A 14517-nucleotide genomic window follows, 5' to 3' on the forward strand; every position below is an offset into this window, starting at 1 on the left:
GCGACGAGATAACTGTGAAGCTGAAAGCAACCATCATCGTCGCAGCGCTGTTAGCTGCAACGGCTGCACATGCCGAGACGATCGAGCTGAAATGCTGGGCGCGGGGCCTTACGGCTAGCGAGCGCAACTCGGTCTACATAAACGGGGAACAGGTCACCGTTGATCTAGACGAGGGGACGATGCACTCTCGGACATTCGGAAGCAATTTGGCCGTCCGCGTCACGGATACGCACTTGTTCTTTGAGACGGCGCTTACGCTCGGCAACATTTGGCAACATCTGTTCGACCCGACCGCTGTCTGGCAAGGTTTCATCAACCGCGTCGACGGCACGTTTAAGGCGCATAAACGCGACGGTACTTTCATCAGCGGGCACTGCCAGCTGGTCGGCTGAACCTGCCCCATGTCGCAGATGGGTCAAAATGCGGAGAACTCAACGTGAGCAATCTGGTCTGCCCTGCCTCACTCAGCGGACATCCGCGAAGGTGGTTGCTACTTCGCAAATGGGCCAACAACCGACATGCGCACGGCCACCGGAGAGGATCTACCCACTGCCGCCGGAACGGGAAGGTGTCACTGGCGACTTCAGCGGCTTGACCGCAGGATGATGATGCCGATGACGATCGGAGCCAGTCCAAAGGCCATCGCGACCCAGAACTTGGGCTCTTGGAGGATGTCGAAGATTTCGAGCATGTTTCGTAAGGATAGTGCGCCATGAACACATGGTCACGACCTGTGGGGTCGCTCCGTGATACTACGGGGGCGGGCTGACGCTCATCCATTGCAGGTCGAACCAGCCGGTCTAGACTGGTGCTGATCTGCCAAATCGATTCGAAGAGAAATGGCGAAGTCTTCAAAACTTGTTGTCGCGAAGAGGGGACGCGTGCTCCTGGTCAGACGACGACGCGATAGGCTCTGGATGTTTCCGGGCGGTCGCAAGCGTGCAGGTGAGAGTGAAAGGAAGTGCCTCCGCCGAGAGATCGGGGAAGAACTGCCGAAGCTCAAGCTGGGGCCGGTGAAGCTCTGGAAAGAAGTGAAGGCAAAGAATCGTCGGTCCGGTCGCAAGATGAGTGACGCGATCTTCTTAGCCAAGAACGCGTCCGGCCCGCTGAAGATCGGCGACAAGAAGGAGATCGACAGGGCAGTCTGGTGCAAGCCACGAGGAATCAGGCTGACGCCGACTTCGCGCTACATTCGGGACAAGTTGTTTCCGAAGTGAATTGTGTTCCCGCAGTCGAAGCGAGTTGGGCCTCGATGTTTGGTCTTTGCTCGCCTCGTGTTAGACTTCCCCGCCCGACCAGGGAGAGCAGCCATGACCGCCGAGTTCGATGAAGACCGCTTCAATATGGCTATTCGTAAATTTCTGAAGCATGTCGGGGTTACATCGCAGCGTGAAATTGAGAACCTGGTGCGTAGCGGGGCAGTGAAAGGTGGCAAGCTCAAACTGCGAATGACCCTGTCCGCTGAGGGGACGCCGCTGAAACATGTAGTCGAGGAAACAATCGCACTCTGACGCTGTCCCGGCTGCCCCAGCATTGGAGTGAGCATAATGCGTCCGCTTTCGGGCACATCGCGGCCATCCCGTCGGCTGGCGCCCATTGAGCCAGACTGCCGAGCCATGATTCAAAAGGGGGGCGAATCATGCGCTACGAACTCTCCGACGAGAAATGGACTGCCATCAGGCCGATGCTGCCAAACAAGCCGCGCGGCGTACCGCGGGTGAATGATCGTCGCGTCCTCAATGGTATCTTCTGGGTGCTACGATCCGGGGGCGCCATGGCGCGATCTACCAGATGCTTTCGGCCGGTATACCACTTGCTACAATCGCTTCGTTCGTTGGGCGACGAGCAGGTGTGTGGACGGCGATTATGAAGGCCTTGGCAGCCGCTCACGATGCCGCTGTGCAAATGATCGACACGTCGATTGTCCGCGTGCATCAACATGGAGCCTGCATCGACCGGAATAAAAGACAATGCATGGGGCGGTCACGGGGCGGGTTGACCAGTAAGATTCTGCGGTCCTGGATACAAACGGCCTACCGGTCCGAGTTGCGCTGACGCCTGGGGAAGCCCACGACAATCGGCTTGCTGGAAAACTCTTATCTCGCATGAAGCCTGGATCGATGCTGCTGGCGGACCGTGGCTACGACGCCGATTGGATTAGAGAACTTGCGATCAAGAAAGGAGCATGGGCCAACATCCCGCCGAAAAGCAATCGCAGCGAACCGATCTGCTTCAGTCCCTATCTGTATCGCGCTCGCAATCGAGTTGAGCGGTTCTTCAACAGGATCAAGCAATGTCGTCGGGTAGCGACGCGCTACGACAAACTTGCCGCCAATTACCTTGCCTTCGTGCAACTCGCGTCAATCAGGCTATGGCTCGGCGCTAATGAGCCACGTCCTAGTTTGACACAGCGGCGACAGGGATCTACCGCTCCGCCGTAGATCGCCAACTGCGCGCTGCTGCAGCGACCACGGCAAGGGTTGCCGTGGCTCCATCCGCCTCGCCCTTTTCAAAGTCGCCATTGGTCTGCGCCATGGTATTCGTCACATGCGCGAAGCAGACAACCGATCGACGTTTCGCGGTCGCGAAGGCATGGAGCGCGGCAGCCTCCATTTCCACGGCGAGCGCGCCTGCGTCACGCGCTGACGCAATCGCTGTGTCAGTTTCGCGATAGGGCGCGTCCGTTGTCCAGGTCGCTCCACGATGGACCGCAATGCCCGGAAGTGCCGTCAGGGCACTTTCGACGCGCGCAAGCAACGACGCGTCGGGTGCCTCGGCGAACCTCGCCGGCGGAAGATAGTGATAGCTCGTTCCCTCATCGCGTAGGGCACGATCGATCAGCACAAAGTAAGGCGGAGGCCCGCTGTCTGTGATCTGTCCCGCCGAGGTCACGCTGATCAATAACCGGCAACCTGAGACAAAAAGCTGCTCGGCCACGAGCACGGCGAAGGGCGCGCCGACTGCGCAACCGACGACACCGACCTCGCCAATGCCTTCCAGATCGAAGGCGAGCAGCTCGGTGTGGTAACAGGCCCACCCTTGGTGGAGCCGTCCGGCACCAGTTCGCCGGAGGTGTCGCACGACATCGCCATCAGGGTCGAGCATGCAAATTTGGGGGACGTCGAGCAGGGGGACGCCTTTCTGCCGACGCGCCTCGCGCAGCAGTGCTTCCGGCTGAAACACGGAAGGAGAAGCATGCTCCTTGCCGTTCACGATCGGCCACGCCGAGCTCGTGTGATCTGCCTTCTGATCCATGGGATTTCCTGGACTTACCTGATCAAGCGACCGCCTCGACCGGCAATCCGGCGGCCTTCCATTCGGGGTACCCGTCCTCGAGTCGACGGACGCGATAACCTCGCCCCCGGAGCGCTGCGACCGCATCAAACGAAAGGACGCAATAGGGGCCGCGACAATAGGCGATCACCTCGCGACCTTTCGGCAGTTCGCTCAAACGTCTCTCCAGTTCGGCGAATGGAATGTTGAGAGCCCCCGGAAGATGGCCCAGCGCGAATTCGTCTTCGGGGCGAACATCGAGCACCGTGACCAAGTCGTCGTGCAATCGTGCGACCAGATCATCTCGCGACACCGGTTCGAGTGCATCGCGGGCGTGGAAGTAATCGGTCACGATACGGCCAATTTCGGCGACGTTCCGCTCGCCGACGCGACCCAACGCCTTCATCAGCGCGACCACTTCGGCATCGCCGGCCAAGCGATAGAGAACATGTTTACCCCGCCGCTCCGTCTCGACGAGACGCGCGCGCCTGAGGATCTGCAGATGGCGGGATGTGTTGGCGAACGTCAGATGCGCACGGGCCGATAGCTCCTCGACGCTGCGCATCCCTTGAGCGAGGTGCTCCAACAGCTCGAGCCGATGCGCATGGCCCAACGCCTGCGCCACCTCGGCAAGGTTCTCATAGATCGCGTGTTTCGGTCCGGTACTTGACACGGCAGCTCCTGAATATATCATTCAGCAGATCGATTGAATGTTATTTAGCCGCTCTTAGAGAGGAGTGCAAGTCCATGATCCTCCGCCAGTTCTTGCATAACGATCCCGTTGGCATCTCTTACCTGTTCGGCTGCGGCGGCAAGGCGGCCGGCGCGGTCGTCGATCCCGTCGGCGATATCCAGCCCTATTTGCAAGCCGCCGACAATGCCGGCATGCGGATTCAGTTTGTCATCGATACGCATGTCCATGCCGACCACCTGTCGGCGGGCCGGGCTCTCGCCGAGGCGGCAGGGGCTCCCTACGTGCTCTCGTCGACCGCGGGCGTGTCGTTTCCGTTCAAGAGTGTGCGCGACGGCGACGTCCTTCCGCTCGGCAACGTCACGGCGACGGTTCTCCACACGCCGGGTCACACGCCCGAGCACATCTGTATTCTTGTGACGGACCGGACGCGCGCCGACGAGCCTTGGTTCGTCTTGACCGGTCACACATTGATGGTCGGCGACCTGGGCCGTACCGAGCTCGCCGTCAGCGCGGAAGAAGGCGCAAAACAACTGTTCCGCAGTGTGCGCAAGCTGAAGGGCTTGCCGGACCATGTCGAGGTACTGCCCGGCGCCTATGCGGGTTCGGTCTGCGGTCGCCGGCTGAGCGGCAAGCCCTGGTCCACGATCGGCTTCGAAAAGCGGCACAATCAGGCGTTCGCGATCGAGGACGAAGCCGAGTTTATCCGGTTCATGGTCGCCGAGATTCCGCCGGCGCCACCGGAAGCCGCCAAGATCAGAGCCGCCAATTCGGGCGCCACTGCCGCTGCGGCCTGATGCCATGAGCCAAGCGGAAGCCGCCCCGCAAGGCCCACCATCGGTCAGTTTGGGGCTGAAGGAAAACTGGCCGCAGTTCGCTCTCCTCGTCCTGATCAACGCCTTCGTCGGCGGGATGGTCGGGATCGAGCGAACCGTCGTGCCGCTGATCGGCGCCGAGGAGTTCAAGATCGGCTCGACGACTCTTGTCGTCTCCTTCATCGTCAGCTTCGGCGTCGTGAAGGCGTGCGCCAATCTCGTTTCCGGCCAGCTCGCCGACAAGTGGGGGCGCAAGCGGGTTCTGATCCTCGGGTGGCTGGTCGGCCTTCCGGTGCCTTTCATGATCATTTGGGCGCCGAGCTGGGAATGGGTGATCGCCGCCAATGCCCTTCTCGGCATCAATCAGGGCCTTGCCTGGTCGATGACCGTGATCATGAAGATCGATCTCGTCGGACCGAAATCGCGCGGCCTGGCGGTGGGCCTGAACGAGTTCGCTGGATATCTTGCGGTCGGCGTGACCGCCTACCTCACCGGATATCTCGCGTCAGAGTATGGGCTGCGGCCGGCGCCGATCTACCTCGGTGTGGCCTATGCGATCCTCGGTGCGGCGCTCTCGATCCTGTTGGTGCGCGACACGCGCGAACACGTCCGGCTGGAGACTGCGGCGCATGCGCGTCAAGCATCTCCGATCAGTTTCCGGGAGATCTTCGTCCTCACGTCGTTCAGGGATCGCAACTTGTTCGCCGCCTCGCAGGCGGGGTTGGTGAACAACCTCAACGACGGGATGAGCTGGGGCATCTTCCCGCTGTTCTTCGTCTCCTTTGGGTTGGCAGTCGATCGCATCGGCATATTGAAGGCCGTCTATCCAGCGACATGGGGCATCCTTCAGGTCGCCACGGGTCCTCTGTCCGACCGGTGGGGCCGCAAGGGTCTGATCGTCGCCGGCATGTGGGTACAGGCCGCTGGTTTGTTCCTAACTGGGACGACGAGTTATTTCGAGTGGTGGCTTGTCGGCAGCCTGCTGCTCGGACTTGGCACCGCCATGGTGTACCCGTGTCTGATCGCCGCCGTATCAGACGCCTCGCATCCGAGCTGGCGGGCGCGCTCGCTCAGCGTCTACCGCTTTTGGCGCGATCTCGGCTACGCGATCGGGGCGCTGTCGGCCGGCATCATCGCCGACCGGTTCGGGCTTTCGGCGGCAATTTCCTCGATCGCAACTCTCACGTTTGTCTCGGGTGTCGTCGTCGCGGTCGTCATGCGCGAGCGCAAGGCTGGCTCGGTTGACCCAACGCAAACACCATGGCCGAACTGGCGACCGTGACCGTTTCTGCTCAGAAGGTCTTGGTGTTTTGAATCCCGCAAGGAGCTGGTATGCCGCCGATTTATCTAGACTACAATGCGAGCACCCCGGTGGATCCGGCAGTCGCGGCGGCGATGCGTCCGCTTCTGGGCGACGCCTTCGGCAACCCCTCCAGCGGCCATTGGGCCAGCACCCCGGCCAAGCTTGCCCTGGAGCACGCCCGTGGCCAGATCGCCACGCTGATCGGCGCCGCGCCCGAGGAGATCGTGTTCACCAGCGGCGGCAGCGAGGCTAACAATCTCGCAATCAAGGGTACGTTCTTCGGGGCGAGCCGGAACGGGACGCACATCATCACCTCGGCAATCGAGCATCCGGCTGTTCTCGCTCCCTGTCGATTTGTCCAGCGGTTCGGCGCCTCGATTACTTATATCCCGGTGGACCGGACCGGCCGCGTCGATCCGGACGACATCCGCCGCGCCGTCACTCCGCAGACGGCTCTGATCAGCATCATGCATGCCAATAACGAGGTCGGCACCATCCAACCGATCCAGGAGATCGGCGCGATTGCGCGGGAGCACGGCATCCGTTTCCACACCGACGCAGCGCAGTCGGTCGGCAAGATCCCGACCAGGGTCAACGAACTCAGCGTCGACCTGTTGTCGATCGCTGGTCACAAGCTCTATGCGCCGAAGGGCGTCGGCGCGCTCTACGTGCGCGGCGGTCTCGAATTAGAGCCATTGATCCACGGCGCTGGTCACGAGCTGGGCCGCCGTGCAGGGACAGAGAGCGCATTGCTCGCGGTTGGGCTCGGAGCAGCATCCGCGCTAGGGCAGGACCTCGCTCCCATGGAGCGCATCCGGGCCTTGCGAGATAAATTCTGGTACGGGCTGCAAGATCGTTTCAGCGATCACGTCGTGCTAAATGGCCACGCGACGCATCGGTTGCCCAACACCCTCAATGTGTCGTTTGTCGGCAGGATCGGCGCGGACATCCTGGGCCAGCTCAGCGATGTGGCGGCATCAACGGGTTCGGCGTGCCACTCGGGGCGCGTCGAACTCTCGCCCGTTCTCGCCGCGATGGGCGTGCCCGAGAAAATTGGAATGGGAGCGATCCGTTTCAGCTTGGGAAGATCCACGACGTCGGACGAAGTCGATGATGTGGTCGCGCGTCTGGCCGCCATGAGTCCGGCCTGACCGCTTGGGTGCGGTGGATCAGGTGCCGCTCAAAGCTGGCTGTTCTCCCATCCCAAGCCTTCGTGGATCCGCATGAAGCATACCCAACCAGACGCGTCGGTATAGGCGTATGTCATCCGCACATTGTCGAATTCTTTGCTCCTACGGCACTCGTTAGTGGACGCAACCCATCACTGGGTTTTCTTGTCGCCCATGTGGTGGGGCGACGAAGTGCCGGGCCCGCCCGTGTAGTGATGACCGCCGGACGCGGCCCCCTTGGAGACGCCTACGGTGGTTTCCTTCTTGCCCATGTGATGAGGGACTTCAGTCTTCGGGCCGCCGCTATAGTGGTGACCGTTCTTTTCCTTATCCGTGCTCTGCGCCATCGCGGGCACAGCAAGCGCGGCGGCGGCTACGATGGCAATCAGCGTTCTGGTGATCATGTCCGTTCTCCCGGTCAATGGTGGGACATCGAAGCAGAGAACCGCGGACGGAGACTTGGTACATCGCAAGGAATGATCGCGGCCGCGCCGAGCCCGACCTCCATCGCTTGTCGGATTGACGTGCATCAAGCGGCCGACGGCAGGAACGAGTCATCCTGAGTGTTGGCCACCCACGATCAGGAGCTTGCCATGCGCGCTTTGACCTTTGCCGCCGCGCTACTCGTCACGACGCTCGGGCACGCCGCCTGGGCTCAATCGGCCGCGGAACACGAGGGGCATCACCCCGACCAGAAGCAGGAACAGGCCAAGCCAAAGGCAGACCAGCGGGCGCCGGCCGGCTCTCAGAGCATGAACGGCGGCGGAATGATGGGTGGGAGGATGCCCATGATGGACATGGCGAAGATGATGGAGATGATGCGGCAGTCCGGCGACGGAATGGGCATGGATACGATCGATCACATCGAGGGCCGGGTCGCGTTCCTCCGCACCGAGCTCAAGATCACCGAGGCGCAGAAGCTCGTCTGGAACGCGTTCGCCGATGCGCTGCGGGCCAACGCCAAAACGTTGGGGGAGATGCGCGGCTCGATGATGTCGCAGCAGGGCGCCGGAGGTGCCGGGCTGGTCGAAAAGCTCGCGTTCCAGGAGAAATGGCTCGCGGCACGGCTCGAAGGCGCCCGCGCGATGAAATTGACGCTCACGAACCTGGTCTCGACGTTTTCCGACGAGCAGAAGAAGGCCGCGGACGAGCTGCTCGCGCCTCAGATGGGCATGATGCCGATGATGTCCGCGATGCGCGGCGGAGCGACAACGGGCATGGGAATGCAGCCCGGCAAGCCGATGCAATGACCTGTTGGGCAGGACCTCCAGTGGCCCTCGTTGGCTGGCCGGGCGTCCACGAACAAGGCCAGTAAGTCTCACGGACCTGCCGCGGTTGATCTAGCGCAACAATGATGGCAACGGCGCCGCTAAGCTCCGGTCAACGATAGGAGCCAGCCTATGTCGGTGCAGGATCATCCCGCGTATGGAGAGCGCCCTCGGCAGGGCATGTCCACGAAATCCAGGGCCGGCCTGGTCCTGATCGGATTCCTGATCATCGCCGGCGCGCTGCTGTTCACCGAGCACAGGGCGCACGTGCTCGGGCTTCTGATCTGGCTGCCGCTGCTCGCTTGCCCGTTGATGCACCTGTTCATGCACCACGGCGGCCACGGCCATCATCACGCCGACAACCAGCCGACGGACGGAAGGAGCAAGTGATGCACGACACGGCGCCCGCCTACGGCCTCTGGGGTCTGGTCATCGTCAATTCGGTGGTCTTCATCCTGTTCGCCTACAGCTTCTTCAAGCCGCAGACCTCGCGCGACTGGCGCTCGTTCAGCGCCTTCAGCGCGTTCCTGGTGGCGCTGTTCGTGGAGATGTACGGCTTCCCGCTCACCATCTACTTCCTTTCGGGCTGGCTGCAGTCGCACTACCCGAACGTCGACTGGTTCTCGCACGACGCCGGCCATTTGCTCGAGATGATGTTCGGCTGGAAGACCAATCCGCATGCCGGACCGTTCCACATCCTCAGCTTCATCTTCATCGGCGCGGGCTTCGTGCTGATCTCCGCCGCGTGGAGAGTGCTGTACGATGCGCAGCAGACCCGCAGCCTCGCGACCGCCGGTCCGTACAGCTACGTCCGGCACCCGCAGTACGTCGGCTTCATCCTCGTCATGTTCGGCTTCCTGCTGCAGTGGCCGACCATCCTCACGCTGGCGATGTTTCCGGTGCTGACCGTCATGTACGTGAAGCTGGCGCGCGGCGAGGAGCGGGATGCGCGGGCGCAATTCGGCGTCGCCTACGACCGGTATGCCGCGGAGGTGCCTGCGTTCATTCCGAAGCCCGGTCGCGTTCTGGGACGGGCCCCCTCGGGCGACTACCGCCACGGCTGATGGAGGCGGCCCGATGCGCAAGGCAGGAGCTCGGTGGACGTTTTCCTCGCTCCTGCTCGCCGGATCGGGAGTCCTGCTGATCGGCGTCGGCCTCTATTTCCTGTTCGTCCGGCCCTCGCTGCTGCCCGAGGACGTCAGGTTCATGAAGCTGAGCCCGGCCGAGCTGCAACTGGTCGGAGGCAGACTTGGATCGTGGCTCGTTCACGTGTTTCGCGTGATGGGTGGCTACATCGCCGCCACCGGCGTTCTCGCGATCAGCTTGGCGGCCACGTCCTTCCGCGACCACCATCCGCTCGCCGCGGCCGGAGCCACGGTCGCCGGCGCAGCGTCGATAGGCTGGATGGCGGCCGTCAACTTCGTGATCGATTCCGACTTCAAGTGGGTGTTGCTGGGAATGGCGCTGGTATGGGCGTTCAACCTGGCAGCCTTCGCGTGGGAGGCGGTCCGTTCATGACGCATCCTGTCTTCACGGCGAAAGGACTGACCAAGACCTACGTCTCCGGCGAAGTGAGGGTGCATGCCCTGAACGATGTCGATCTCGAGATCGCCGAGAGGGAAGTCGTCGTGCTGCTGGGTCCGTCCGGCAGCGGTAAGACGACCTTGCTGAACATCATGGGCGGTCTCGACCGGCCGACCAGCGGCAGGCTGTTCTTCCGCGACCTCGACCTGACCGACCTGGAAGACCGCGAGCTCACGAAGTACCGCCGCGACCACGTCGGCTTCGTCTTCCAGTTCTACAATCTGGTGCCGAGCCTCACCGCCTCTGAAAACGTGGCGCTGGTGACGGAGGTTTCCAATCAACCGATGCGTCCCGCGGATGCCTTGGCTCTGGTGGGGCTGGAAGAGCGGATGCACCACTTTCCGGCCCAGCTATCCGGCGGCGAGCAGCAGCGCGTGGCGATAGCCCGCGCAATCGCGAAGCGCCCGGCGGTGCTGCTCTGCGACGAGCCGACCGGGGCGTTGGACTCGAAAACCGGCATTCGCGTCATCGAGGCGCTGCTCGGCGTGAATCGGCAGCTCGGCACCACGACGGTCATCATTACGCACAACGCCAGCATCCAGGAGGTCGCCGACCGGGTGCTGTTCTTCGCCGATGGTCGGATCTCCAGGATCCAGAAGAACGAGACCCGGCGGGAAGCGGCCGAGCTTACGTGGTGACGGCATGACGGCGCTCGATATCAAGCTGTTCCGGGACGTCAGGCGGCTCTGGGCCCAGGTGCTCGCCGTCGCGCTGGTCGTCGGAGGGGGCGTGGCGACGCTGGTGCTCGCGGTCGGCTCCCATCGATCGATGGAGGAGACCCGGATCGCGTACTACGAACGCTACGGCTTCGGCGACGTATTCGCTCAAGCCAAGCGCGCACCCAAGGCGCTCGCCGGCAGGATCGGCGAGATACCCGGCGTCGCCGCCGTCGACACCCGAATCGCCAAGCTCGCGTTGCTGGATATTCCCGGGTTCTCGGAGCCCGCCAGCGCGCAATTCGTTTCGCTGCCCGACAGCGGCGAGCCGCATCTCAACCGGCTCTACATCCGTTCCGGACGCCTTCCGGAGGCGGGACGGACGGATGAGGTCCTGGTCAACGAACCGTTCGCACGGGCCCACGGCTTCTCGGAAGGGGCGAGGTTCTCGGCCATCCTGAACGGAAAGAAGCGCGAGCTCGTCATCGTCGGCACGGCGCTATCCCCCGAGTTTGTCTACACCGTCGGGCCGGGCGATTTGATGCCGGATGACCGCCGCTACGCCATCGTCTGGATGTCGGAGAAGGCGCTCGCCGGCGTCTACGATCTCGATGGCGCTTTTTCGGCGGTATCGGTCAAGCTTCAGCCCGGCGCATCCGAGCGCGAGGTGATCGCGCGGCTCGACGCTTTGCTCGACCCGTACGGCGGGCAGGCGGCCAACGGCCGGAAGGACCAGACCTCGCACGCCTGGCTCGATCATGAGCTCGACATGCTCAACAACATGAGCCGCACGCTGCCGCCGATCTTCCTGCTGGTGGCGGCGTTCCTGGTCAATCTCACCCTGACCCGGCTGGTCGCGCTCGAGCGCGAGCAGATCGGGCTCCTGAAGGCGCTGGGCTATTCCGATGGCAGCATCGTGCTTCACTATTTCAAGTTCGTGGCGCTGATCGTGGTGATCGGAATCACCCTGGGCGGCATCGTCGGCACATGGCTCGGATTGCGCGTCACCGCGCTGTTCGGCGACTTCTTCCACTTCCCGTTCCTGGTGTTCGCGACGGCGCCGGACCTGTACGTCACCGCAGGCGCGCTTAGCACAGCCGCCGCCGCGATCGGCGCGCTGCGGGCGCTGCGCGAAGTGGTGAAGCTACCGCCGGCCGTCGCCATGCAACCGCCGGCCCCGCCGGTCTATCGGCGGCTGCTGCCGGCGAGCATCCAGCTCGACCAGATCGTGTCGCAGCCGACGCTCATGATGATCCGCAACATCGCGCGGCATCCCGTCCGGGCCGCGTTCACGACGCTTGGCATGGCGCTCGCCACCGCGATCCTTGTCGTCTCGCTGTTCACGCGGGACACCATGGAGCAACTGATCGACGTGACGTACTTCCTCGCCGACCGGCAGGACGCGACCATCGGCTTTTCCGAGAAGCGGATCGAGAACGTGGTGGAGCAGGTGAGCCGGCTTCCGGGCGTCCTTGCCGCCGAGCCGTTTCGGGAGGTGCCCGTCCGGATCCGCCACGGCAACGTCGAACGGCGGATCACGATCAGCGGTCGGCCCGCCGATGCCGATCTCAGGCGCATCATCGACGCCGACCTCCGGCCCGTCGCGCTTCCGGAGACGGGACTCGCGATCTCCAGCATGCTCGGTCACATTCTCGGGGTGGGGGCCGGCGACACGGTCGAGCTCGATCTGCTCGAGGGAGCCCGTCGCACCGTGACGATGCCGATCGTGGCCACCGTCGAAGACTATTTCGGCATCAGGGGAATGATGGACATCGAGGCGCTCCGGAAGCTGATGCGGGAGGCGCCCGTCGTGAACAGCGTGAACCTCAGCCTCGACGAGAACCGGAAGGAGGACTTCTACGCGGCGGTGAAGTCCATGCCGACGGTCGGCGGCGTGGCGCTGCAGCGCGTGTCCCTGGCCAACTTCCGCAAGACCGTCGCACTCCTCATCACCACGATGGCGAGCATCTACACCGGGCTCGCCGCCGTGATCGCGTTCGGCATGGTCTACAACAACGCCCGGATTTCGCTGTCGGAACGCGCCCGTGAGCTGGCGAGCCTGCGGGTGCTCGGCTTCACGCGCGGCGAGGTTCTCCGCATCCTGCTGCTCGAGCTCGCCATCCTCACGCTGATCGCCCAGCCGCCGGGGTGGCTGATGGGCTACGGCCTCGCATGGGTCATGAAGACGAACCTGGCCGGCGAACTGATGCGCGTCCGGCTGGTGGTGGAGCATTCGACCTACGTCATCGCCACGTCCGTTGTGGTGCTGGCTGCGGTCGCCTCCGCAGCGGTGATCCGCGAACGCATCGATAAACTGGACCTCGTCGCGGTCCTCAAGACGCGAGACTAGCCATGCCGGCAAACTGGACCAAACGGATCATCGGTGCCGCGGCCCTGGCCGCGATCGCGAGCGGGCTGGCGTGGTTCGCCTGGCCCCGGCCGGTTCTGGTGGATCTCGCCACCGTCGCGAAAGGCCCGATCGAAGTCACGGCCGACGATGACGGCAAGACGCGCGTCCGCCACGTCTACACGGTCTCGGCGCCGATCGCGGGGAAGGTCCTGAGGATCTCGCATCCGCTCGGCGAGCAGGGGCCTTCGCTTCACGTCGGCGACGAGGTCGCCGCCAACCAGACCGTCGTCGCCCTCATGCAGCCAACGCTGCCGGGCTTCATCGACGTGCGTTCCCGGGATCAGCTTCAGGCCGAAGTCCTGGCGGCCGATGCCGCCATTCAGCAACAGGAAGCCGAGGTGCAGCGGATCGAAGCCGCGCTGGACTTCTCCCGGACTGAATTCCAGCGGGCGCAGACGCTGTTGCGCACGCAGTCCACCTCGGCTCAGGCTTTCGACAAGGCGAAATTCGACGTGGCCAACAACGAGGCTGCCCTGGCGAGCGCCAAGGCTCAGGTCGACTTGCGTCGCGCGGTGCGGACTAGCCTGGCGGCCCGGTTGATGGACCCGGCCAACGCGGCGCCGTCGGCGGAGCCGACGTGCTGCGTCCGGGTGCTCGCGCCGGCGAGCGGACGTGTCTTGAAGATCATCCAGGACAGCGAGGCGACCGTGCTGCCCGGGACGTCGCTGGTCGACATCGGCAACCCACTCGATCTGGAGGTCGTGGCTGACCTGCTCTCGACGGATGCCGTGCAGATCAAGGTGGGCGCGCCCGTCCGGATCGACGGGTGGGGCGGACAGCCCATCAAGGGGAAGGTGGTCCGTGTAGACCCCGCCGGCTTCCTGAAGGTTTCTGCCCTCGGCATCGAGGAGCAGCGGGTTCGGGTGACCATCGATTTCGCGGATCCTCCCGAGACCTGGACCGCGCTTGGACACGATTACCGGGTCGTCGTCCACGTGACCACGTGGGGCGCCCCGGATGGGCTGGCCGTGCCGGTGAGCGCCTTATTCCGGAATGGCGACCAGTGGGCCGTTTTTGCCGACGACAATGGCCGCGCCAAAACCGTCCCGGTCCAGATCGGCCACCGGAACAACCGGCTGGCTGAGGTTCTCTCCGGTCTCGCTGCGGGGGACCGCGTCGTGCTGCACCCCAGCGACCGGGTTGCTGACGGAGGCAGGATCGCGCACCGGGAAGGGCACTGAGGGGGCTACGCTGGGCACCCGTCCCGCCCGCCGTTTGCCAAACTCCCGCGCGATTTCGTCGATCGAGCAGGAGGTGCTGGCGGGTGTCCCTGACGATGAGGATCGAAAACAGGAGGCCGCCGGCATAGAAGACGCCCAGATAGACCGGCACGGGCCGCAGCCTTAGC

At 63.6% G+C, this 14517-nt stretch carries 16 protein-coding genes and 1 pseudogene; 14 read left to right on the top strand and 3 right to left on the bottom strand.

All coding sequences use genetic code 11. From position 1 onward, the window contains the following. The first annotated feature begins 14 nt into the window (after positions 1-14). From E4K65_RS28040 to E4K65_RS28055, 4 genes and pseudogenes are all read left to right on the top strand, one after another. The gene (locus tag E4K65_RS28040; RefSeq protein ID WP_135176868.1) at positions 15-392 is read left to right on the top strand and encodes a hypothetical protein; all 378 of its coding nucleotides are present in this window, start codon (positions 15-17) and stop codon (positions 390-392) included. Between the two features lie 447 nt (positions 393-839). After that, complete coding sequence (locus E4K65_RS28045) at positions 840-1217, top strand: NUDIX hydrolase (RefSeq protein ID WP_135176869.1); 378 nt, start codon at positions 840-842, stop codon at positions 1215-1217. Positions 1218-1310: 93 nt separating this feature from the next. Then, positions 1311-1511: a DUF6494 family protein gene (locus E4K65_RS28050; RefSeq protein WP_130220955.1), complete on the top strand. Its 201-nt coding sequence runs from the start codon at positions 1311-1313 to the stop codon at positions 1509-1511. A gap of 128 nt (positions 1512-1639) precedes the next feature. Continuing rightward, positions 1640-2441 (top strand): annotated as a pseudogene (locus E4K65_RS28055) (IS5 family transposase). On the opposite strand, the gene E4K65_RS28060 reads toward E4K65_RS28055, so the two are convergent. Together E4K65_RS28060 and E4K65_RS28065 are read right to left on the bottom strand one after the other, a co-directional pair. Beyond that, the gene (locus E4K65_RS28060) at positions 2425-3255 is read right to left on the bottom strand and encodes a nucleoside phosphorylase (RefSeq protein ID WP_135176870.1); all 831 of its coding nucleotides are present in this window, start codon (positions 3253-3255) and stop codon (positions 2425-2427) included. The pseudogene E4K65_RS28055 and the gene E4K65_RS28060 overlap by 17 nt on opposite strands. 22 nt (positions 3256-3277) lie before the next feature. After that, positions 3278-3946 carry an ArsR/SmtB family transcription factor gene (locus E4K65_RS28065; RefSeq protein ID WP_135176871.1) on the bottom strand — a complete coding sequence of 223 codons (669 nt, stop codon included), beginning with the start codon at positions 3944-3946 and terminating at the stop codon, positions 3278-3280. 74 nt (positions 3947-4020) lie between these two features. Between E4K65_RS28065 and E4K65_RS28070 the strand changes: the two genes are divergently transcribed. The 3 genes from E4K65_RS28070 to E4K65_RS28080 are packed head-to-tail and all read left to right on the top strand — an operon-like array spanning position 4021 to position 7233. Beyond that, the gene (locus E4K65_RS28070) at positions 4021-4761 is read left to right on the top strand and encodes an MBL fold metallo-hydrolase (RefSeq protein WP_135176872.1); all 741 of its coding nucleotides are present in this window, start codon (positions 4021-4023) and stop codon (positions 4759-4761) included. A gap of 4 nt (positions 4762-4765) precedes the next feature. Further along, positions 4766-6061 carry an MFS transporter gene (locus E4K65_RS28075; RefSeq protein ID WP_135176873.1) on the top strand — a complete coding sequence of 432 codons (1296 nt, stop codon included), beginning with the start codon at positions 4766-4768 and terminating at the stop codon, positions 6059-6061. Positions 6062-6111: 50 nt separating this feature from the next. Beyond that, positions 6112-7233, top strand: coding sequence for a cysteine desulfurase family protein (locus E4K65_RS28080; RefSeq protein ID WP_135176874.1), 1122 nt, complete (start codon positions 6112-6114; stop codon positions 7231-7233). Positions 7234-7403: 170 nt separating this feature from the next. On the opposite strand, the gene E4K65_RS28085 is transcribed toward E4K65_RS28080, so the two are convergent. Further along, positions 7404-7655 carry a hypothetical protein gene (locus E4K65_RS28085; protein WP_135176875.1) on the bottom strand — a complete coding sequence of 84 codons (252 nt, stop codon included), beginning with the start codon at positions 7653-7655 and terminating at the stop codon, positions 7404-7406. Positions 7656-7844: 189 nt separating this feature from the next. Here E4K65_RS28085 and E4K65_RS28090 point away from each other — a divergent pair, with 189 nt between their 5' ends. The 7 genes from E4K65_RS28090 (at position 7845) to E4K65_RS28120 (ending at position 14350) form a co-directional block, all read left to right on the top strand. Beyond that, entirely contained in the window at positions 7845-8501 is a 657-nt protein-coding gene (locus tag E4K65_RS28090; protein ID WP_135176876.1) for a Spy/CpxP family protein refolding chaperone, read from the top strand. Between the two features lie 150 nt (positions 8502-8651). Next, a complete protein-coding gene (locus tag E4K65_RS28095) occupies positions 8652-8909 on the top strand; it encodes a DUF2933 domain-containing protein (protein ID WP_135176877.1) in 258 nt (85 codons plus the stop codon). Then, positions 8909-9583 carry a methyltransferase family protein gene (locus E4K65_RS28100; protein ID WP_167771220.1) on the top strand — a complete coding sequence of 225 codons (675 nt, stop codon included), beginning with the start codon at positions 8909-8911 and terminating at the stop codon, positions 9581-9583. Before E4K65_RS28095 ends, E4K65_RS28100 begins: the two co-directional genes overlap by 1 nt. A 13-nt stretch (positions 9584-9596) precedes the next feature. Next, positions 9597-10037, top strand: coding sequence for a hypothetical protein (locus E4K65_RS28105; RefSeq protein ID WP_135176879.1), 441 nt, complete (start codon positions 9597-9599; stop codon positions 10035-10037). Further along, a complete protein-coding gene (locus E4K65_RS28110) occupies positions 10034-10741 on the top strand; it encodes an ABC transporter ATP-binding protein (RefSeq protein WP_135176880.1) in 708 nt (235 codons plus the stop codon). Before E4K65_RS28105 ends, E4K65_RS28110 begins: the two co-directional genes overlap by 4 nt. Before the next feature lie 4 nt (positions 10742-10745). Further along, complete coding sequence (locus E4K65_RS28115) at positions 10746-13109, top strand: ABC transporter permease (protein WP_135176881.1); 2364 nt, start codon at positions 10746-10748, stop codon at positions 13107-13109. Positions 13110-13111: 2 nt separating this feature from the next. Then, complete coding sequence (locus E4K65_RS28120; protein WP_135176882.1) at positions 13112-14350, top strand: efflux RND transporter periplasmic adaptor subunit; 1239 nt, start codon at positions 13112-13114, stop codon at positions 14348-14350. Positions 14351-14517 lie beyond the last annotated feature (167 nt).

Origin of the sequence: Bradyrhizobium niftali (assembly GCF_004571025.1) — a bacterium.
GTDB lineage: Bacteria > Pseudomonadota > Alphaproteobacteria > Rhizobiales > Xanthobacteraceae > Bradyrhizobium > Bradyrhizobium niftali.

Coding starts and splice junctions, on each gene's coding strand:
- E4K65_RS28045 (WP_135176869.1), top strand. CDS start 840: ATGGCGAAGTCTTCAAAACTTGTTGTCGCGAAGAGGGGACGCGTGCTC.
- E4K65_RS28050 (WP_130220955.1), top strand. CDS start 1,311: ATGACCGCCGAGTTCGATGAAGACCGCTTCAATATGGCTATTCGTAAA.
- E4K65_RS28060 (WP_135176870.1), bottom strand. CDS start 3,255: ATGGATCAGAAGGCAGATCACACGAGCTCGGCGTGGCCGATCGTGAAC.
- E4K65_RS28070 (WP_135176872.1), top strand. CDS start 4,021: ATGATCCTCCGCCAGTTCTTGCATAACGATCCCGTTGGCATCTCTTAC.
- E4K65_RS28075 (WP_135176873.1), top strand. CDS start 4,766: ATGAGCCAAGCGGAAGCCGCCCCGCAAGGCCCACCATCGGTCAGTTTG.
- E4K65_RS28080 (WP_135176874.1), top strand. CDS start 6,112: ATGCCGCCGATTTATCTAGACTACAATGCGAGCACCCCGGTGGATCCG.
- E4K65_RS28085 (WP_135176875.1), bottom strand. CDS start 7,655: ATGATCACCAGAACGCTGATTGCCATCGTAGCCGCCGCCGCGCTTGCT.
- E4K65_RS28090 (WP_135176876.1), top strand. CDS start 7,845: ATGCGCGCTTTGACCTTTGCCGCCGCGCTACTCGTCACGACGCTCGGG.
- E4K65_RS28095 (WP_135176877.1), top strand. CDS start 8,652: ATGTCGGTGCAGGATCATCCCGCGTATGGAGAGCGCCCTCGGCAGGGC.
- E4K65_RS28100 (WP_167771220.1), top strand. CDS start 8,909: ATGCACGACACGGCGCCCGCCTACGGCCTCTGGGGTCTGGTCATCGTC.
- E4K65_RS28105 (WP_135176879.1), top strand. CDS start 9,597: ATGCGCAAGGCAGGAGCTCGGTGGACGTTTTCCTCGCTCCTGCTCGCC.
- E4K65_RS28110 (WP_135176880.1), top strand. CDS start 10,034: ATGACGCATCCTGTCTTCACGGCGAAAGGACTGACCAAGACCTACGTC.
- E4K65_RS28115 (WP_135176881.1), top strand. CDS start 10,746: ATGACGGCGCTCGATATCAAGCTGTTCCGGGACGTCAGGCGGCTCTGG.
- E4K65_RS28120 (WP_135176882.1), top strand. CDS start 13,112: ATGCCGGCAAACTGGACCAAACGGATCATCGGTGCCGCGGCCCTGGCC.